Below are 16,565 nucleotides of genomic sequence, written 5' to 3' on the forward strand. Positions count from 1 at the left end.
CGGGCCCCCCCCCCGCCCCGCGGGGGGGGGGGGGGGGGGGGGGGGGGGGGGGGGGGGGGGGGGGGCCCGGGCGGGGGGGGGGGGCCCCCCCCCCCCCCCCCCCCCACGGCCGGGGTCAGTTCTTGCGGACGATCTGGACGTCGAGGTCCACGGCGACGCTGGAGCCGACCGCCGCTATCCCGCGGGCCAGCATCGACTGCCAGGTCAGCGTGAAGTCCTCGCGGTGGAGTTCGGTCGTCGCCCGGCAGGCGGCCCTGGTCTCGCCCTCCATGCCCGTGCCCACGCCGAGGTACTCCGTGTCGAGGGTCACCGAACGGCTCACGCCGTGCAGGGTCAGCGCCCCCGCCACCGCCCAGCGGCTGCCGCCCCGGTGGATGAACCGCTCGCTGTAGAACTCGATGGTCGGATGGCGCGCCGCGTCGAGGAAGTCCGCCGAGCGCAGGTGGTCGTCCCGCATGCGGACCCCGGTGTCGATGCCCGCCGCGTCGATGATCACGTGCATGGAGGAGTTCTCCATGCGGTCGGCGATGCGCACCGCCCCCGCGAACGTGTTGAACCGGCCCCGGATCCTGGCCAGCCCGAGGTGCCCCGCCGTGAAGCAGACCGCCGAGTGGCCGGGGTCGAGCTCCCAGTGCCCGGGCTCCGGGAGGAGCGGCGGGTCCACCGGCTCCAGCACGATGTCGCCGGGCCCCGGCCGGCCGCCGGCCACCAGCAGCGTCGACGCGTGGTACGGCGCATAGCCCTCCGCGGTGACGGCGATCCGGTACTCGCCCTCCGGCACGGTGGCGACGAAGCCGCCGTACGGATCGCTCTCGCCCGTCACGACACGGCGTCCTATCGGGTCGGTGACCTCGAAAGCGGCCTGCCGTACCGGCTGTTGGCCCGGGTCGAGCACCCGGACGCTGAGCACCCCCGCGGACGGCGGCACCTCCAGCGTCGCGAGCTGGGTCGAACTGGAACTTCCGGCCGTCTCAAGCCCCCGTCGGCGACCGAACATGTGTGGAGCACCCCCGTGCTGTATGGATTGACGCCCTTCTGGCGAAGAGGCATTCGATCATGCTGTCGGGTGTGGGGCAAACAGAATGATGCCGCCCGGTATGGCATCGCCCGTACCCGACGCCCCTTGTAAGGGCGCGGTGACGGGCTGCTGTTCCCCGACCCGCTGTCACGCATCCGTAGCGGACGCCTCCTGACGCCCCATCGGTTCCCGGAGACCACCGCCCGGAGCCGCGGCCCCGTCCCGAGCACCGCCACCGCCCCGTCCTCGTCCGTCCGCAGGACCGCCGCCCCGGATCTCCGCAGGGCCGCCATCGTGCCGGGGGCGGGGTGGCCGTAGCGGTTCTCCCCCACCGGGACCAGTGCCAGGCGCGGGCGCAGCCGCTCCAGCAGAGCGGGGTCCTGGTGCGCCGAGCCGTGGTGGGCGACCTTGAGCACGTCCACCGGCCCCAGCTCCGGACGGGCGGTCAGCAGCGCGCTCTGGGCGGCCGGTTCGAGGTCGCCCGGGAGCAGCAGGCTGACCCCGCCGGCCCGCACCAGCAGCACCACGCTCGCGTCGTTGGGGCTCCCCGACGGCGGATCACCCTCGGGCGGCCACAACACCTCCCACCGCACCGCCCCCACGCCCGCACGCTCCCCCGCCCACACCCGGGCCACCGGCACCCCCGCAGCGGCGGCGGTCCGCCGCACGAACGCGGCCTGCTCCCGCGGCTCCTCGTACGCCGTGGTCCGCACGACGCCGACGGCCCGGCCCCGCAGCACCCCGGCCAGCCCGCCCACGTGGTCGGCGTGGAAGTGCGTCAGCAGCACCAGCGGGACCCGGGTGACGGACAGCTCGCGCAGACAGCGGTCCACCGGCCCCGGCTCCGGCCCGGCGTCCACCACCACGGCCGTACCCGGGCCGGCCGCGAGGACCCCGGCATCGCCCTGCCCGACCGGGCACTGCACGTACCGCCAGTCCGGCGGCGGCCACCCGGTCAGCACCCGCGTCACCGGCACCGGCCGCAGCACCGCCAGTACGAGGACCAGCGCGACCGGCACCCCGGCCCACCACCGCCACCGCGCCCGGCCCGCGACGCACACGGCCACCGGCGTCACCAGGGCCAGCAGCAGCCCGCCGCCCACCCCTCCCGGCCATCCGGCCTCCGCACCCGGCAACGACGCACCCGTCCGGGCCACCCCCGCGATCCACCCGGCGGGCACCCCGGCGCACCAGGCCAGCGCCTCCGCGACCGGCATGGCCACGGGAGCCGCCGCCAGCGCCGCGAACCCCAGCACGGTCGCCGGCCCCGCCGCGAGCTCGGCCAGCAGGTTGCACGGCACCGCCACCAGACTCACCCGGGCGGCCAGCACCGCCACCACCGGGGCGCACACGGCCTGGGCCGCCGCGGCCGCCGCCAGCACCTCCGCGAGCCTGCCGGGCACCCCGCGCCGCCGCAGCGCGGCGCTCCACCGCGGAGCAAGCACCAGCAGCGCCCCGGTGGCCAGCACGGACAGCAGGAACCCCGGGCTGCGCGCCAGCCACGGGTCCCAGAGGACCAGCAGCAGCACCGCGGCGGCCAGCGCAGGGACCAGGGACCTGCGGCGCCCGGTACCGATCGCGAGCAGCGTCACCGCACCGCAGGCCGCGGCCCGCAGCACGCTCGGGTCCGGCCGGCACACCACGACGAAGGCGAGGGTCAGCCCCGCACCGCAGAGCGCGGTCCCGCGGAGGGACAGTCCCAGCCGGGGCGCCAGGCCGCCCCGCTCGGCCCGCAGCGCCCGGTTCGGCGGCCCGATGAGCAGGAACAGCACCACCGTGAGGTTGGAGCCGGACACGGCGAGCAGGTGGACCAGGTCGGTGGCCCGGAACGCCTCGTGCAGGTCCGGCGGCACCCGGGAGGTGTCCCCGACGACCAGTCCGGGCAGCAGCGCCCGCGCATCCGGCGCCAGCCCGTCCGTGGCCTCGCGCAGCCCGGACCGCAGCGCACCGGCCGCGCGCTGGAGCCGACTCGGTCCCCCGGTCACCTCGGGAGCGGCACCCGTGCCCACCCGCGCCACCGCCACGGCCCGGTCCCCGGCCTCCCGCGCGGGCGCCAGCCGCACCACGGCCCGCACCCGGGTCGACGGCAGCAACCGCGTCCAGCCCTCGTGCCGGGCCACGACCAGCACCCGCGTACCGGTCCCGGTCACCGTGCCGTCGGGCCCGGTCACCCGGGTCAGCTCCGCGTCCAGCAGCACGGACGGCGGCCCGGTCCCGGTCCGCCGGGGATCGGAGGTGACCGTCAGCTCCGCCACCACCCGGACGTGTCCGCGGGCCAGCTCCGGCACCGGACCCGCCCGTGCCTCGGCGGACCGCAGCCCCGCGACCGCGCCCCCGGCGGCCCCGCACAGCAGCACCCCGGCCACCGCGCTCCCCCCGAGCCGCCGCACCGCCCCGCCCCCGGCGCCCCGGGCCAGCAGCACACCGCCCAGCACGAGCGCGGCCACCACACCGGCCGCCGTCCACCCGCCCGGCATCCCGAGCGCGAGGGCCGCCGCGCCCCAGGCCCCGAGGGCGGGCCCGACCAGCCGGAGGTCCAACGGGCCCTCCCGCTCCGGCTCCCCCGCCCCGCCCCGCAGCTCCGCGTCCGGCAGCACCACCGCGCCGCTCACGGCCGCACCAGGGCCCGCAGATCGGCGAAGCGGCGCTCGCCGAGACGTAGTTACCCATCTAGCAAAATCGCAAAGGACGGCCCCCGGACCGGTGCTCGCAACACCAACCGGGGGCCTTGGCCGAACCCCTTCCATATAAAGGGAGTACGACCCATGGCTGACCGTACACGTCTGCCCGACGCGGACACCCGCGTCCTCCTCCTAGCCCTCGCCGCGCGGCTGAGCGCCGAGCGACCGACCGAGCCGATGCGCAGCAACGTCCTCACCGCGCTCGCCCTCACGTACGCGGAGCGCCGACACGGTCGGACCTCTCGCGCCGAGCGCGCCGAGGCCGACGTACTCGCCCACGCGCCCGACGTCCCGGACGGAAGCAGCCGCGGCCAGTACGCCCGTCTCCTCCGCCTCGCCGCCGGCGGTGAGGGATGACCGCTCCCCGCACCGTCGTGGTGCCCACCCTCGACCACGGCCCGGTCACCCTCACATGCCCGGCCTGGTGCGTCGAACCGCACACCACCCCCGAGCACCGGGCCGACATCTCCCACACGGGCCCCGAGCACCGGTTCGCCTTCGGCGGGACCCCTCTGCTGGTAGCGATGCTGTCCGCCGACCCCTTCGGGCCGGCCCGGCGCCGCCCCACGGCGCTGTACGTCGAGCAGCAGGACTTCGCCCGGATCCTCGACCCGGACGGCCTGCGGCAGCTGGCCACCGCCTACACGGTCCAGGCCAGCCGCCTGCAAACTTTGGCCGCCGATCTGGCGGTCCTGCTCGCCGGCGGTGACCAGTGACGAGCCCGGCCGAAATCGCTGACCGGTGCGCCAAGGTGCGCCGCCTGGCGCAAGGTGGCGCATCAACGCGCCAGATCGCGGCGCAGCTCGGCGTGTCGAAGGACACCGTCCGCCGGGACCTCGTCAGGCCGGACGCGCCACCGCAGACACCGGCGGAGCGACGGGCGGCCCGGGTGGCGCAGTCCGAAGCGGCGGTGCGCCAGGCTGGCGCCGCAGCTCAGGCGGTTGCCGCGGCTCAACCGGCGTACACGATCGCTGACGATGCGACGGCACAGCGCTGGTGCGCCGAGCTGCGCGCCGCGGCCGAAGAGCTGCTGGCGCACGCCGCACGGTTCGCGGACTACTACCCGTCCGCCACCGCCTGATGTCCGCCGTTCTGTTCGCCGCTGCGGCGGTTGGCGGGTTCGCGGGGTTGATCCTCGCGGGCCCGCCCCGCGCCCGCGATCTGTACGCCACGCCGGCCCTCGGCTCGTGCGCCTTCATCCTGCTGCTCGCCGCGCTCGGCGCGGCCCTCCTCTGAGGACTCTTCATGGACTTCCCCACCTACGGGATCGTGTCGCTCGGCGGGGTCACCGTCGGCCTGTCCCTCCTCGGCTGGGAGATCACACGCTGGTGGCCCGGCGCCAAGCAGGCCGGCAAGCCCAAGCACCTGGTCAAGCTCCTGCCGTTCCTGCTGGTGTGGCTGTACGGGATGCTGCTCATCCTGTCCGCCGGCGGTCTGCTCGGCGCGGGTGCCGACTGGAGCCTGTGGGGCTCCTCGGCCATCGGTGACGCCGCGCTCGCCTACGGGGTCGGCGGCGACACCCCCAACGTCACCCGTAGCTCGCACCTCGTGCTCAGCCCTGGCGGGCACGCCGTCGTCATCATCGCCACCGTGGTCCTGATCGCGGTGTGGACGAAGCGGCGAGGCTTCAACTGGATGATCCTGCGCGCGATCCTCTCCGGCATCAGCCTCGGCCTGGCTTCCGGCGTCGCGGGGATCGCCGGCTACGTCCTCTCGCCGGTCGTCTCGACCGCTGGGGACGCCGTGACGGGCCTGCTGTGACGAGCCTCGGCGACGTCGGTCGACGCCTGGCGCGCGGTACCGGGCTGCTGCTGGAGTCGCCCGCCCGCTGGTTCGAAGTGACCACCGTGGGCGCCCTGGTGGTCCGTCTGGCCGTGCCCGTGGGAGGCCTGGCGTTCGCCGGGCGGGTGCTGGAGCGGGCACCGCACTTGATCTACGCGGTCCCGGTCGCGTGGCTGGCGGCCGCATGGGCCGTGTCCGATTCGTCCGCCACTCCCCCACCGGAAGCGGCCACCCCTTTCGGAGACGAATCCGCAGGTGAGACGCGAGTGGTGCACTCCCCAGAAGGGGTTATGTGCACCTACCACCCAGTGCGAGAGCAGGAGTCTCAACCCGGCACGTGACCGGCATTGCATCGAGTTGCACAACGGCTCCCGACGCGCTTGGCACGGGTCGGGAGCCGTTGGCGTCCCACGCTCAACTTCGCGCCCACGACGGCCGCCTGAGCAGTCCGGCCGCTGCCGCTTCACTCCTCAGGCGTCAGACGGGCTGCACGCTCCGCACGCGACGTTCATGGGCGTCCGGTTCACCGGGTCGACCATGAAGGTCACTCCGAGCCCGTGAGGACAGACCCGGCGGGGCCTCCTCCCGCGGCGCCGCTCAACTCGGGTCGTGGCCCAGCTCGCTACGACGGCACTCAGCCGCGGGTCGGTCCAGCTCTCTCCGGGATTGCTCACCGCAACGTCCTCCCTCACGGAATGCAATCGACTGTAGCGAAGCGGAGTTGGCCTCGGCAGCGTTCTACGCGGCCGGCGGCGCAGTGCAGCCCGACCCGCCCTCGGTGCACTCGCTGTGCATGCAGTCGCCCGCGTGGATCTCCGCGTCGGCCAGCGGCCCCCACAGGTAGGCGTCCGGCTCGTATCCGGCGTCGCGGATGGCGGACATGGTGAGGTCGAGCGTGTCAGCGTCGCGGCGGAGCGTCTCGGGCCCCTCGGGCCGGTGGTCCACGAACCGGCCGAGCGACGCGCACAGCGAGCGGTACATCGCGGTGTGGAGGATGAGCGCGTGCCAGCCCATGTCCACGGTCTTGGAGGGGCGCAGGTGCCGGCCCGTGGTCGTCGCGGCGGCCGCGACGAACTTGAGCGCCTCGTCCACGATCCGCACGGCCAGCGGTTCATCAACGCCGTCGTTGTCGCGCATCACGAGGTGGACGACTCGGCCGAAGCCCTCGTCGGAGAGCAGGTGTCGGGCGGACGTTTCCGGGATAGTGGGGGTTGCCATCGTTCCTCCAGTAGTTGGGGGTGGTGGTGTGGCCCGCTCCGGTCGTGGTCCTGGCAGATGCGCGGCCGGAGCGGGGTGTCGCCCGGCCCTCCCGGTCGGCGTCACGGGAGGACCGGAGATCAGTGGACGTCGGCCGGGTCCTGGTCGGTGATCGGCCGGCACTTCGGGTCGCCTTTGTGGTGGGCGTACACGTCCGGGCGCGCGCCGGACGCCGAGTCAGGCGTCCTCACACGGGCCTCGCCGCGGATCGCGCGCTGGCAGTAGCAGCAGATGCGCACGGCTCTACCGGACCTGCTGCCAGCAGCGCACCGGGTCGTGCCGGATCCCGAACCCGCCCTGACAGGGCGCGCAGTACACCATGTCGGAGCCGAGTCGGCGCTCAAGCCTCCCCGGCCGGCGGCAGAGCGGGCACGGCACCTTGGTGGCGCGGCAGACGCCCCCCGGGTGGGCCAGCGACGGGCGGACCTCCAGGCCGAGCCCCGTCACGTGAAGGTTCGCGGCCTCGGCCTGCATCTGGGCCAGGCTCCGCCACCCGCTCACTGCGCGGCCCGCACGGACTCGATCGGGGCGTCGAACTCGCGGCAGTCGTCGCCGCGGATGTACGCCACCCGCCTGTTGTCCTCGACCAGAACGGCCGCGAGGACGCCCTCGCGGAGCGACCGAGTGTCGAGCACGCGGGAGTTGAGGAGCGGGTGGTCAACGTGGTTGAAGGTCAGCGCATCGGCGGCCATCCTCGGTGCTCCCTAACGGTCGTCAGCCATCGTGAAGACGAGCGTCGGGGCGCTGGGTACGGCGCCCGAGTCTCTCGCCATGCCGAGCACCGTAGGAAGCCAGACCGAGGCCAGTACGGCCGATTGCGCGCGATTGCGCGGGCCGTCAGGCGGGTTGGGGCAGGTTGCTCATGCGTGTGCAATCGCGTGCCTGGCGCGGGCGATGAGCCGGTGTGCCTGCGGCCCGTGCACGGCCGCCGAGTGCAGCCCGTCCCAGACGCGCGCGTACAGCGCGAGGTCGTCGGCAGAGTCGTAGGACAGCTCGGTGTTGACGGTCTCCACAATGACGCGTTCCTCATCGAAGATCCAGAAGCCGTGCTTCGGGGTGAGAGGGAGCGGAGCCCCGAGGGGCACTACGCCGAGTTCCACCGTGCTCATTCCGATCAGCCCGACCAGGCGGTCCAGCTGGCCGGCCATGACCTCGCGCGGGCACACGAGGACGTGCAGCGCGGCTTCCCACAGCAGGACCCGGAACAGCTTGCCCGGCTGATACAGAACCTCTTGGCGGCGCATTCGGGCGGCCACGGCCGCCTCGGTGTCCCGCGGGGACTGCATGAGGGTCGTGTTCGCGTCGATCAGGTGCCGGGCGTAGTCGGGGGTCTGGAAGAGGCCCGGGATGACGGTGGCTTCGTAGCCGCGCATCGTCGCGGTCTGCTGGTACTCCACGACGTACCGGTCCTGGACCGGCCGGTGCCCAGCTGCCAGCTGGCGGCGCCAGGAACGCTGCTGCGACTCCAGGCCGCGCAGGCGGCTTCGGAGGTCGGAGGCCTGCTCAGGCACGCCAGCGGCAGCGGCCCACGCGTCGGTGTCTGCCTCAGTGGCGGTCTGCCTGCCGTTCTCCAGCCGGGACACCTTCGAGCGCTGCCAGCCGATCCGGGCTGCGAAGTCCTTCCCGTTCAGGCCGGCCTCGGCGCGCAGCTCCCGCAGGCGCGCGCCGAGGGCCACCCGGGCGTTCTGGAAGTCCGTGGTCACACGGACGAACGTACCTGCGCCCACACCTCGGCTGAAGGTGTGGCGGCGGGCCAGGCGCGGTCTCGGGCCCGGCAAGCGGCGAGCACCTCGGCAGGGTCGGTGCGGACCTCCACGCCGGTGGTGGTGTCGGTCTGGTCGATGTCGAAGCGGACGAGGGTCCTGGAGTCGAAGAGCCAGAAGTCGTAGGCCGGCAGCTCCAACCGCTCGGCCTCGGCGCGGGCCAGGACGCGGATGTCCTCGCCGGGTGTCGCGGCGGCCGCAGCCATGAGGAAGCGCTGCCCGTCCGTGGGCGGCTGGTCGATGATGCGCACACGGGAGAACCGGGCGCCTTGCTCTGCCTTCTGCCGGACGTTGACGTGCCAGGGGTTGTCCGGCTCCGGGGCCGGGTCGGTGCCGCGAAGGAAGGCCTGGAAGCGGGCGCCGGCCCGGTCGGAGGCATATCCGCGGCGCGTCTCCAGCCGGAACGCGGTGTGCTCGAACTCGGCGAACAGGTGGGTGATCTCCTCGAAGGGGACGAGCACGGGTTACTCCTTCGGCGCGAACCGCGTCAGCAGCTCGCGTGGGATGACGACGAACGTCTCGTGCTCGCCTACGTCTCGCAGCTGCGCGAGGTGCTCGGGGTCGGTGAGCTGGTCGCCCTGGACGACGATGTCGCCGGTCTCCACGACCTCGTAGAGGGTTGGGCAGTTGCCGTACTCGGAGGTCGTGCCGATGAACCGCAGGGTCATGGTGGGCTCCGTCCTGGCTGGGTGGTACTCCAGGATCGTTGTCTCGGCCATAGCGTGGGGGGCGATTGCCGGAGATTGCGCGCCTGCGGATGGCACCTCCCGCCGGCCCTTCACGAGGGTTACCCTTCCCGGCCATGAGCAGCTACCGAGGGCCCGCAATCCTGATCACGGTTGATGGGCGCGAGTACGAGGTGACCGCGCACCTGCGCAAGGCTCCCAACGGTCTCCGAACAAGCTGGGGTGGCACGCTCTCCGTGCCGATCAGCCAGCGGCCAGCAGAGCTGTCCACTCTCACGGTGGGCCGCGTGCGTCTGGGCACGAATGAAGGGGCCTTTGTCCGGCCCGACATCAGCGACTGGCTGGGGTCTCCGCCCAACGTCTTTCAGATCACGATCGAAGGGAACGGCGACGAGCCGTTCTGACCCTGCCGCCCGTGTCCGATCTCCGCGGCAGGGAGACTAGGCACGGGCGGCGTACGCCTTGCGCACGCGTCAGGCGACGGGGCGGCCACGCAGTTCGGGCGGCAGCTGCGGGGTGTGGAAGTCCTTGTAGTCCCATCCGCTCCCCCGCCCACCGTCCAGGGCGTTCCGCAGGCTGCGGCGCTCGTCGCTGTACCCGCGCAAGCCGTGCTTCTCGGCTACCCAGCCGTCGACGAGGTGCGCGTCCCCGGCCTCGGAAGCGTGCTGAAGCAGCGCGCGCTGCATGGAGTCGTCGCCGTACCGGGCGGCCTCGGCGAGGAGCTGCGGACGCTGCTCACGCGACGCCGTACGAGCCTGTTCCAAGGCTCCGCGGAACGCGGCCATCAGGACGGCGCGGTCGGCGGCGCTGGCGTCGTCGGGGATGCCAGGGCCGGACGGTACGAGGCTGTCCAGGTAGGCGAGCCGAGCCCGACGGCGCTCGTTGACCCGCTCGTAGGCGGCGGCGATCTCGGCGGCGTGCTCGCCGTACGCGGTGGCCAGCTGCTCGGCCTTGTACGAGTCGGACCACTGGGGGTTGGCGCGGATCTCGTCGGCGCGGGTGGCGAATGCGGCCCGGGACTGCCGTGCTGCGAGGTGGTCCGGGTCGTCGTTGGGGTGCGTCGCGAACGGGTTCTCGGGAACGGTCATCAGGCAGCCTCTCTACGGCGTGCGAGGTGTTCGACATCGTCGGGGTGCCACAGGCCGCGGCCGGCGGAGGTGATTCCTTCGGCCGCGGCCAGGCGCCGGGCGTGGCGTCCGGTCACCCCGAGGCGGCCGGCAAGCTCCTCGGTGGTGATCAGGCCACGTTCTAAGGGTGCCGGGATGTCCGCCGATGTCCGCTCGTCGTGTCCACTGGTGGACACGAGGTGGTTGAGGCCAGCCGCGCGGAGAGCGTCCAGGGCGGCCGCGACGTCCGCGCGGACCGCGCCTCCGTCGGCACGGTGCCGGTTGAGCTGGGCCCGCAGCGCGAGCCACAGGGGGTGGCATACCTCGGCGGGCAGGAACACGCCGCCTGCCGCGATGACGGCCGGGTGGGGCTCCCCCGCCTCGCGGTGCACTACGCGGCTTCCGGGGCCAGGCCGAGGCGTTCGGCGCGGTGTCGCGCGGCCGGGTCGAGGGCCTGCCAGTCGGAGGGGGTAAGGCGCCAGTCGGCCGCGACGGCGGGCACTGCGTCCATCGCGCGAGTGGCGGCCGCCTCGGCTCCCTGAAGGGATTCGTGGACGGCCGGCAGAAGCGAGAGGTCCGGCAGGCCGAGGGCGACGGCAGCGGCGATCAGGTCGGCCGTATGCACGGCGCGGATGCGGGCGTACGGCTCGTGCACAGTCACGGTGGTGGGGTCGCCGGTGACCTTGTAGCGGTCGCGCATGTGACGGCCGAGGGCTCGGCGGTCGGGGTGTTCGGCGGCCAGCTCGACGGCCAGGGCCTCCACGGCCGAGCCAACGGCGCGTACGCGGTCCTGCCGGGTGTCCGCGAGGTGCACCAGCCGTGCCACTGCTTCCGCGACGTCTCGCACTGCGGCGGCCACGCCCTGCGCGTCGTCCCGGTCGGCCAGGGCCCGGGCGTCGGCGGCCACTGCATGGCCTCGGGCGTCGCGGTCCACGGCGAGCGCGGCTCGGTGCTTGCGCTCAGCCGCGGTGATCCGCAGGGCTGCGAACTCGGCCAGCTGCTGCGCCTCGGCGAGTTCGTGCGGGGTGACCTCAGCGTCGCCGCTGCGGACTCGCTCGGCCAAGGCCTCTGCCAGGGCTCGGGCCTCGCCGGTCTCGGTACGGGCCTGCTCCAGGGCGGCCAGCGCCTTGGCCGGGGTGGGGGTGTCAGTGTCGGTCATGACGTTGGCTCCTGCTGTGCGGTGCGGGCGGTTTCAAGGGCTCGGGCTGCGAGGCGGTCGCGGTACGCGGGCGGGAATGCGTCGTATGCCGGGGTGCCGTACAGGGCGGCGTCCGCGTCGAGGCGGGCAAGGAAGCGTCCGCCTGCCGACTGCGCGGCGCCGTCCCGATCGGCCTTCAGGCGCGCGCCGACGGCCTCCCCGAGGCTGGGGCGTCCGTTCGTGCTGGGGTCCATCGCTGTCCTCTCCGGTAGGCGTCCAGTGACGTGGCATCCACGAGCCAGACCGGGCCGGCGCGGCGGGCCCGCAGCCGACCCGATCGGGCCAGGCGCCGCGCGTACTCGGGGCTGCACTCCAAGAGCGCGGCCGCCTGCTGCGCGGTCACCTCCACCGTGGCAGGCGCTCCGGGAGGGGTTCCGGGGACGGAACCGGCCCGCTGGTGCTGCTCGTCGGCCGCATGGAGCGCGTACAGCAGGCGGCGGACCGTCGGGGAGACTTCGCCCCCGTCGGCCCGCACGCGCGCAGTCAGGTCCCGCACCAGGGCACGCAGAACTTCACCGGCCACAGCTGCGGGCACCAGGACCGATCCGTCCGGGCGAACGAGAGAGCGGAAGGGTTCAGGCTGCGCCGTCACCGTGCCGGCCCTGCTGCTGCTCGCGGCGCCTCTGCCGCTCGTCGAGGCGGGCCAGCAGGGCGGCCGCGCGGGGGTTGCCGCGGCGGGCGGCAGCCTGCAACTGCTTGCGCTGCTTCGCCTCGGCGGCGGCCAGCTCGCGCCGGTTCCGGGTGCTGCTGGACTCGGCGGCCTCAGCGTCGCCCGCCAAGCGGGAGAGGTGCTCGGCGGCCTCAGACACGATCCCGGAGAGGGCCGGCATGAGGTCGGGGTCGTGGCGTACGGCCTCTTTCAGGAGTCGGGTGACCGAGCGGCGGAAGCGGGCGTTCGCGAGGTCGAGTTCAGCGCGGCCGGGGTAGGGACCGGGCTTGTCGGGGGTGGTCGGCACGGTGGTGTCCTCTCGTACATGTACGGGCGCGTTGTGCGCGAGGTGCGGGGAACCGGGTGCGCGCGTCAGCGGGCGTTGGGGGTGGGGTGGGCGGCGCGGAGCATGTCGGGGGCGGCGGGGAGGGTGCCGGCCAGGACGGGGCATCCGTTGTCGTGGTGGATGTTGAGGTGGGGGTTTCCGTGTTGGTCGGTCCAGGCCTCGGCTTCGCTGTGGCAGTGGCCGCAGCGGTAGTTGGCGGCGATGAGGGCGATGAGGTCGGTGGGTCCTGCGATGAGGGTCGTGTGGTGGGGCTGCATGAGGGCTCCTGAGGTGAGGGTGAGGACATGTGGATGTGGACATGTGGACATCCGTCCACACCCCCCTGTCGCGCGTAACGCGAAAGAGACTTCACGCCCTTTTTGTATGTGTATGTAGCTGTCTAGGGGTGACATGCTTTTGCTCGACAGGGGGGTGTGGACGCGCGTCCACATGTCCACATCGACGGCGCGCGTCCACATCCATCAGCCCGTCCTTACGCAGATTCGGTCGTCTTCCTCGAACACCCAGTCCCGGGCGATAGCAAGGTCGACGGCCTCCGGCAGGGCCTTCCGGTCCCGGCTTGCGAGCCGCCGGTGCAGCTCGCTCCCTGTGATGCCACCTGGGCGCGAGGCGTGCCGTACGACCAGGCGCGCAATGCGCTCCAACGCCCGGTCGGCTTCGTTCTTCGCCAGGTGCGCTCGGACCTCGACGCCGACCTTGGCGTCCTCGGTCGCCTGCCGCTGCGCTTCGGCCTCGCGGCGGGCGCGGGCCACGAGGGAGTCGCGGACGGCGCACGAGGTGGCCCAGACGGTCTCGGCGAGGGCCCAGTCCTCTTCGGTGACCTCGTACCGGCAGCCGTCCATGAGGGCGAAGAGAGCGGCAGCCTTCACCTTCATCAGGCCCGCGTGCCCGTCGAGTTCGGCCACCTCCACGTCGCCGCGGTTACGCGCGGTCCGCTCCTCCCACAGCATCCGGCGGATGCGCGGAGGAAAGACGACGTCGATGTCCTCGGCGGTCCGGATCTGCCCCGGGTGCTTGGTGATCGGCCCGGGCCACTCCGGGGGGTCGTCCGGGATGCTCGGGTCCAGCGACCAGCACCAGAAGAATCGCTGCGGGGTGCCGGTGCTGGCGTCGTCCAGCAGCGGCACGGCAGTGCTGGGCTGGAACCCGACGAACAGGCCCAGGCTGTACGAGCCGGGCGCCACGTACCGCGTGCGCTCCTCCGAGGCGTTCGTCTGCCCGAGGGCCTCGCCGACGGCCGCGCGGCGGAGGGTCTCGGCGAGCGTCGAGCCCTGACGCATGGCCAGGGTCGCCATGGTCTGACCCTCATCGATGTAGATGTACCCGTTGTGCCGGACCTGCTTCCGGACCTTCCGCGTGACCGGATCGCCCTTCAGCGGGCCCCGCTGGTGGATCTCGCCCGTGGGCTCGTCCACGGTGCCCATGAACATCTCGGCGATGCCCTCGCCCGTGCCCACGGGCAGGCCGTCACGGAACTCAGGGTCCTCAGGGAGGATCAGTTCGCGGGCCCCTGACTGCCCGGTGGACTTCCCGGAGCCGGACGGGCCGACCGCTGCCGCGAAGACGTTCAGGGATGCCTTCCCGGAGATCCCCGTCACGGCCTTGATGTACGGCGAGATCATTCCGGAGAGCCGGGCGAGCGTGCTGTAGAACAAGACGTCCGCCGGCCGCCCCTGCGAGTGCGCCGCCTGCTGGATGTGCTGGAACACGGGGCGGGCCGCGTAGAACTCGGCCGTGAGGTGCCCCGGCCGCTCCTGGCCGTCCTCCGGGGTCGCGGCAGCGACCGGGAGGGCGGCGAGGATGTCGTCAACGGTGGTCACTGAGCTGTTCTCCGCGGGTTCCTGAGACCGGCGCTCACGCCGGACGTGATGGTCTTCTGCACCTCGCGCGGCGCCAGCCCGATCGACTCACCCGCGGCCACCAACGCCTCGACAGCGACGCGGGAGTCGAGGCGGCCGGCGCCGACAAGAGTGCCGAGGTTGAACGCGGCCTGGTTCAAGGTGTCGTTGCGGGTGCCCTCTGCGGCGTCAAGGACGGCTTGCAGCTCCCCGCGGAGGGCGGAGGCTGCGTACCCCGTGGAGTCCGTGACGACGGCCGGGAGGGCCGGCGCGGGCGGCTTTGGCGGGGCGGCCCGGCGGATCAGCCACAGCGGCATGTGCTGGGGCTTGGCCTCTCCCGGGTCCGTGATCCACTGGTAAGGGCCCTTGCTGGTGACGGTGGGCGGGGCGGTGATGTAGCCGCCGTGTGCGCGGACGTCCACCTTCCAGCCGACCCGCCCGGCGGAGAGGCGGACGTCAAGGCCGTCGGGCGCCGCGTAGTACAGGTGCAAGCCGCCCGAAGGTGAGAGGACGGTGGGCGTGGTGCCGGCGGGGAGGCGCTCGCCGTGCCGGGCGTGCAGCTCGGCGAAGACGTCCAGGCCGTCCACGATCCCGGGCGCCTCCCACTCCTCGGGCGGCGCCTGGCCCTTGTCGCGGTCCAGGTCGAGGACCACGAGCCGGGACGGGCCGCAGGCCACGCCGAGGTTGTACCCGCGATAGCGGCCCGTCCAGGCCCGGGTGATGCGATCCAGGTCAGCGGTCGCGCGCTGCTCCCACTCCTTGATCGCCGGAGTGCCGCCGCGGGGGGTGAGCGGGAACACGTACCAGCCGAGCGAGGCAAGGGCGAGGGCCTCATCGAGCACGCGGGACGGCCCCGTCGCCATGGCGGTGACGGAGCTTCCCTGCGTGGTGCGGGTGGTCACTCGCCGGCCTCAGCGGTGTCGATCAGGGCCTCAACCGCGTCGAGGTGGGCGCGCAGCTGGGCGACCTTGCCGCGGGCCTCGGCGGGGGTGAGGTCGAGGTCCAGGAACCCGATCATCGGCGCCCCGCCGTTCAGCTCCTCGTACGCAAGGATCGCCGCGTACAGCGGGGAACAGCTGCTCGGGCCCTCCAGGCCGAGCTGTTCCGCGGCCTCGACGTACGCGGAACGGTGCTCCGTGTGGGCACCGGTCTCGGCGCACCAGCCGAAGCGGGCGCAGGGCTCTGCGGCAGGTTCCTCCTCGGCACCGGAGAGGAGTGCGCTGACACGGTCGAGGACGGCGGCGGAGTCTCCGGCCTTGCGGATCTGGCGGGCGACGGTGTCCCAGAACGTGCAGACGTTGTCGGGCTGGCCATGCTTGGCGTCCTCGATGCCCGCGAGGACACGGGCGGCCCGCGGGGTGAGCGCCGGGGTGTCGGCGGCCGGTCCGCCGGCGCGGTCCACAGCGTCAGCGGTGAACGTGTGCTCCCTCGCCGAGACGGGGGCCGCAGCCATGCGGGCGATGGCCTCGCAGGCGGGGATTCGGCGGCGCTGGTCGGCGTCGAAGATGTCCAGTTCAGCACTCGCGACCATGGGGAGTGCGGAGGTAACCTGCATTGCGAGACTCCGTTTCTGCGTCGGCCGGGTTGCACCCCGGCCGTTCGCGTTTTCAGCTGGCGTGCTGGTAGCGGCTCTCAACAGGCGGCGCGGAGGTTGCACCCTCGGCGCCGTCGTCGTTTCCGGGGTCCTGCCGGCCGGTCAGGCCGAGCAGAGCGACGATCCGGCGGGCCTGCTGCTCGGTGAGCGGCCGTTCGGCATAGAGGTCTGCGAGAGTGCGCGCCATCTACGCGGCCTCTTTCATTGCGACGAGCGCGTCGACGTACCGGTCGAGCAACTGGCCGCGAGGTGTCCGGACACCGTGCTCCCAGTGGGAGACAGCAGCGCGGGTCACTCCCACTGCGTCGGCCAGTTCCTGCTGCGTCAGTCCGGTGGCCTGCCGCAGTTCGCGCCGCTCGGGCGGAGGCGGCAGGCAGCGCCGAATTCGCAGCCGAAGGCGGATCCGATCCGCTGTATCGGTCATGTCGCCAACGGTAGGCCTACCCCATCTGTTTGTCCAGAAGGTGGGCCTACCCTATGGGTTCAATCTCACGGTGAGCCTAATCCAGTCTTTTTGCTCGTGGTCCGTTGACCTGCTGTTGCGTCAAGTGCGACATTCGGGAGGTGACCAACCACCAACAGACCGACGCCCCGCCGGACTCCGGGCTGGACCTGATGACCGCGTGCGAGGACCCCACCACTGAGGA

General features: G+C 73.0%; 26 protein-coding genes. 6 read left to right on the forward strand and 20 right to left on the reverse strand.

The window, feature by feature from the left end; all coding sequences use genetic code 11:
* Positions 1-115: 115 nt before the first annotated feature.
* Both ACIF6F_RS34890 and ACIF6F_RS34895 read right to left on the reverse strand, forming a co-directional pair.
* The gene (locus ACIF6F_RS34890) at positions 116-928 is read right to left on the reverse strand and encodes a YceI family protein (RefSeq protein ID WP_399956825.1); all 813 of its coding nucleotides are present in this window, start codon (positions 926-928) and stop codon (positions 116-118) included.
* Positions 835-3,630, reverse strand: a complete 2,796-nt coding sequence (locus ACIF6F_RS34895) for a ComEC/Rec2 family competence protein (protein ID WP_399956828.1) — start codon at positions 3,628-3,630, stop codon at positions 835-837. Before ACIF6F_RS34895 ends, ACIF6F_RS34890 begins: the two co-directional genes overlap by 94 nt.
* A 153-nt stretch (positions 3,631-3,783) precedes the next feature.
* Here ACIF6F_RS34895 and ACIF6F_RS34900 point away from each other — a divergent pair, with 153 nt between their 5' ends.
* From ACIF6F_RS34900 to ACIF6F_RS34920, 5 genes are read left to right on the forward strand one after another with little or no spacing between them, the layout of a single operon-like run.
* Entirely contained in the window at positions 3,784-4,056 is a 273-nt protein-coding gene (locus ACIF6F_RS34900; RefSeq protein ID WP_399956831.1) for a hypothetical protein, read from the forward strand.
* Positions 4,053-4,415, forward strand: coding sequence for a DUF6907 domain-containing protein (locus ACIF6F_RS34905; protein ID WP_399956835.1), 363 nt, complete (start codon positions 4,053-4,055; stop codon positions 4,413-4,415). Before ACIF6F_RS34900 ends, ACIF6F_RS34905 begins: the two co-directional genes overlap by 4 nt.
* Positions 4,412-4,780 carry a helix-turn-helix domain-containing protein gene (locus tag ACIF6F_RS34910; protein WP_399956838.1) on the forward strand — a complete coding sequence of 123 codons (369 nt, stop codon included), beginning with the start codon at positions 4,412-4,414 and terminating at the stop codon, positions 4,778-4,780. The genes ACIF6F_RS34905 and ACIF6F_RS34910 overlap by 4 nt, the downstream gene beginning before the upstream one ends.
* Entirely contained in the window at positions 4,780-4,935 is a 156-nt protein-coding gene (locus tag ACIF6F_RS34915) for a hypothetical protein (RefSeq protein WP_399956841.1), read from the forward strand. Before ACIF6F_RS34910 ends, ACIF6F_RS34915 begins: the two co-directional genes overlap by 1 nt.
* 9 nt (positions 4,936-4,944) lie before the next feature.
* Positions 4,945-5,460 (forward strand): hypothetical protein, encoded by a 516-nt coding sequence (locus tag ACIF6F_RS34920; protein ID WP_399956844.1) that lies wholly within the window; start codon positions 4,945-4,947, stop codon positions 5,458-5,460.
* 759 nt (positions 5,461-6,219) lie between these two features.
* On the opposite strand, the gene ACIF6F_RS34925 is transcribed toward ACIF6F_RS34920, so the two are convergent.
* The 6 genes from ACIF6F_RS34925 to ACIF6F_RS34950 form a co-directional block, all read right to left on the reverse strand.
* On the reverse strand, positions 6,220-6,699 hold the full coding sequence (locus tag ACIF6F_RS34925; protein WP_399956848.1) for a hypothetical protein: 480 nt from the start codon (positions 6,697-6,699) through the stop codon (positions 6,220-6,222).
* Positions 6,700-6,981: 282 nt separating this feature from the next.
* Positions 6,982-7,212 (reverse strand): hypothetical protein, encoded by a 231-nt coding sequence (locus ACIF6F_RS34930; RefSeq protein ID WP_399956851.1) that lies wholly within the window; start codon positions 7,210-7,212, stop codon positions 6,982-6,984.
* Positions 7,213-7,235: 23 nt separating this feature from the next.
* Positions 7,236-7,430 (reverse strand): hypothetical protein, encoded by a 195-nt coding sequence (locus tag ACIF6F_RS34935; RefSeq protein WP_399956854.1) that lies wholly within the window; start codon positions 7,428-7,430, stop codon positions 7,236-7,238.
* 168 nt (positions 7,431-7,598) lie between these two features.
* On the reverse strand, positions 7,599-8,441 hold the full coding sequence (locus ACIF6F_RS34940; protein WP_399956857.1) for a helix-turn-helix domain-containing protein: 843 nt from the start codon (positions 8,439-8,441) through the stop codon (positions 7,599-7,601).
* Positions 8,438-8,962 carry a DUF6879 family protein gene (locus tag ACIF6F_RS34945; RefSeq protein ID WP_399956860.1) on the reverse strand — a complete coding sequence of 175 codons (525 nt, stop codon included), beginning with the start codon at positions 8,960-8,962 and terminating at the stop codon, positions 8,438-8,440. The genes ACIF6F_RS34940 and ACIF6F_RS34945 overlap by 4 nt, the downstream gene beginning before the upstream one ends.
* A 3-nt stretch (positions 8,963-8,965) precedes the next feature.
* A complete protein-coding gene (locus ACIF6F_RS34950; protein WP_369778047.1) occupies positions 8,966-9,169 on the reverse strand; it encodes a hypothetical protein in 204 nt (67 codons plus the stop codon).
* 134 nt (positions 9,170-9,303) lie between these two features.
* Between ACIF6F_RS34950 and ACIF6F_RS34955 the strand changes: the two genes are divergently transcribed.
* Positions 9,304-9,591 (forward strand): hypothetical protein, encoded by a 288-nt coding sequence (locus ACIF6F_RS34955; RefSeq protein WP_399956863.1) that lies wholly within the window; start codon positions 9,304-9,306, stop codon positions 9,589-9,591.
* A 69-nt stretch (positions 9,592-9,660) separates the two neighbouring features.
* Here the strand turns inward: ACIF6F_RS34955 and ACIF6F_RS34960 are convergent, their stop codons facing one another.
* The 12 genes from ACIF6F_RS34960 to ACIF6F_RS35015 all read right to left on the reverse strand — a co-directional run bounded on the left by ACIF6F_RS34960 (position 9,661) and on the right by ACIF6F_RS35015 (position 16,342).
* A complete protein-coding gene (locus ACIF6F_RS34960) occupies positions 9,661-10,275 on the reverse strand; it encodes a hypothetical protein (protein WP_399956866.1) in 615 nt (204 codons plus the stop codon).
* Positions 10,275-10,685 carry a hypothetical protein gene (locus ACIF6F_RS34965; RefSeq protein ID WP_399956868.1) on the reverse strand — a complete coding sequence of 137 codons (411 nt, stop codon included), beginning with the start codon at positions 10,683-10,685 and terminating at the stop codon, positions 10,275-10,277. The genes ACIF6F_RS34960 and ACIF6F_RS34965 overlap by 1 nt, the downstream gene beginning before the upstream one ends.
* Complete coding sequence (locus ACIF6F_RS34970) at positions 10,685-11,452, reverse strand: hypothetical protein (protein WP_399956871.1); 768 nt, start codon at positions 11,450-11,452, stop codon at positions 10,685-10,687. The genes ACIF6F_RS34965 and ACIF6F_RS34970 overlap by 1 nt, the downstream gene beginning before the upstream one ends.
* Positions 11,449-11,685 carry a hypothetical protein gene (locus tag ACIF6F_RS34975; RefSeq protein WP_399956965.1) on the reverse strand — a complete coding sequence of 79 codons (237 nt, stop codon included), beginning with the start codon at positions 11,683-11,685 and terminating at the stop codon, positions 11,449-11,451. The genes ACIF6F_RS34970 and ACIF6F_RS34975 overlap by 4 nt, the downstream gene beginning before the upstream one ends.
* On the reverse strand, positions 11,628-12,083 hold the full coding sequence (locus ACIF6F_RS34980) for a helix-turn-helix domain-containing protein (RefSeq protein WP_399956874.1): 456 nt from the start codon (positions 12,081-12,083) through the stop codon (positions 11,628-11,630). Before ACIF6F_RS34980 ends, ACIF6F_RS34975 begins: the two co-directional genes overlap by 58 nt.
* Positions 12,067-12,447 carry a hypothetical protein gene (locus ACIF6F_RS34985; protein ID WP_399956877.1) on the reverse strand — a complete coding sequence of 127 codons (381 nt, stop codon included), beginning with the start codon at positions 12,445-12,447 and terminating at the stop codon, positions 12,067-12,069. Before ACIF6F_RS34985 ends, ACIF6F_RS34980 begins: the two co-directional genes overlap by 17 nt.
* Before the next feature lie 65 nt (positions 12,448-12,512).
* Positions 12,513-12,743, reverse strand: a complete 231-nt coding sequence (locus ACIF6F_RS34990; RefSeq protein ID WP_399956880.1) for a hypothetical protein — start codon at positions 12,741-12,743, stop codon at positions 12,513-12,515.
* 204 nt (positions 12,744-12,947) lie between these two features.
* Entirely contained in the window at positions 12,948-14,306 is a 1,359-nt protein-coding gene (locus ACIF6F_RS34995; protein ID WP_399956884.1) for a hypothetical protein, read from the reverse strand.
* A complete protein-coding gene (locus ACIF6F_RS35000) occupies positions 14,303-15,226 on the reverse strand; it encodes a bifunctional DNA primase/polymerase (RefSeq protein WP_399956887.1) in 924 nt (307 codons plus the stop codon). The genes ACIF6F_RS34995 and ACIF6F_RS35000 overlap by 4 nt, the downstream gene beginning before the upstream one ends.
* Positions 15,223-15,879 carry a hypothetical protein gene (locus tag ACIF6F_RS35005; RefSeq protein ID WP_399956890.1) on the reverse strand — a complete coding sequence of 219 codons (657 nt, stop codon included), beginning with the start codon at positions 15,877-15,879 and terminating at the stop codon, positions 15,223-15,225. Before ACIF6F_RS35005 ends, ACIF6F_RS35000 begins: the two co-directional genes overlap by 4 nt.
* Positions 15,880-15,931: 52 nt before the next feature.
* On the reverse strand, positions 15,932-16,105 hold the full coding sequence (locus tag ACIF6F_RS35010; RefSeq protein WP_399956893.1) for a hypothetical protein: 174 nt from the start codon (positions 16,103-16,105) through the stop codon (positions 15,932-15,934).
* Positions 16,106-16,342 carry a helix-turn-helix domain-containing protein gene (locus tag ACIF6F_RS35015; RefSeq protein ID WP_399956896.1) on the reverse strand — a complete coding sequence of 79 codons (237 nt, stop codon included), beginning with the start codon at positions 16,340-16,342 and terminating at the stop codon, positions 16,106-16,108.
* Positions 16,343-16,565: the final 223 nt, after the last annotated feature.

The organism is Streptomyces sp. NPDC086023, assembly GCF_044540325.1.
GTDB lineage: Bacteria > Actinomycetota > Actinomycetes > Streptomycetales > Streptomycetaceae > Streptomyces.

Coding starts and splice junctions, on each gene's coding strand:
- ACIF6F_RS34950 (WP_369778047.1), bottom strand. CDS start 9,169: ATGACCCTGCGGTTCATCGGCACGACCTCCGAGTACGGCAACTGCCCA.
- ACIF6F_RS34905 (WP_399956835.1), top strand. CDS start 4,053: ATGACCGCTCCCCGCACCGTCGTGGTGCCCACCCTCGACCACGGCCCG.
- ACIF6F_RS34930 (WP_399956851.1), bottom strand. CDS start 7,212: ATGCAGGCCGAGGCCGCGAACCTTCACGTGACGGGGCTCGGCCTGGAG.
- ACIF6F_RS34920 (WP_399956844.1), top strand. CDS start 4,945: ATGGACTTCCCCACCTACGGGATCGTGTCGCTCGGCGGGGTCACCGTC.
- ACIF6F_RS35010 (WP_399956893.1), bottom strand. CDS start 16,105: ATGGCGCGCACTCTCGCAGACCTCTATGCCGAACGGCCGCTCACCGAG.
- ACIF6F_RS34955 (WP_399956863.1), top strand. CDS start 9,304: ATGAGCAGCTACCGAGGGCCCGCAATCCTGATCACGGTTGATGGGCGC.
- ACIF6F_RS35015 (WP_399956896.1), bottom strand. CDS start 16,342: ATGACCGATACAGCGGATCGGATCCGCCTTCGGCTGCGAATTCGGCGC.
- ACIF6F_RS34960 (WP_399956866.1), bottom strand. CDS start 10,275: ATGACCGTTCCCGAGAACCCGTTCGCGACGCACCCCAACGACGACCCG.
- ACIF6F_RS34900 (WP_399956831.1), top strand. CDS start 3,784: ATGGCTGACCGTACACGTCTGCCCGACGCGGACACCCGCGTCCTCCTC.
- ACIF6F_RS34935 (WP_399956854.1), bottom strand. CDS start 7,430: ATGGCCGCCGATGCGCTGACCTTCAACCACGTTGACCACCCGCTCCTC.
- ACIF6F_RS34975 (WP_399956965.1), bottom strand. CDS start 11,685: ATGGACCCCAGCACGAACGGACGCCCCAGCCTCGGGGAGGCCGTCGGC.
- ACIF6F_RS34925 (WP_399956848.1), bottom strand. CDS start 6,699: ATGGCAACCCCCACTATCCCGGAAACGTCCGCCCGACACCTGCTCTCC.
- ACIF6F_RS34990 (WP_399956880.1), bottom strand. CDS start 12,743: ATGCAGCCCCACCACACGACCCTCATCGCAGGACCCACCGACCTCATC.
- ACIF6F_RS34915 (WP_399956841.1), top strand. CDS start 4,780: ATGTCCGCCGTTCTGTTCGCCGCTGCGGCGGTTGGCGGGTTCGCGGGG.
- ACIF6F_RS35005 (WP_399956890.1), bottom strand. CDS start 15,879: ATGCAGGTTACCTCCGCACTCCCCATGGTCGCGAGTGCTGAACTGGAC.
- ACIF6F_RS34970 (WP_399956871.1), bottom strand. CDS start 11,452: ATGACCGACACTGACACCCCCACCCCGGCCAAGGCGCTGGCCGCCCTG.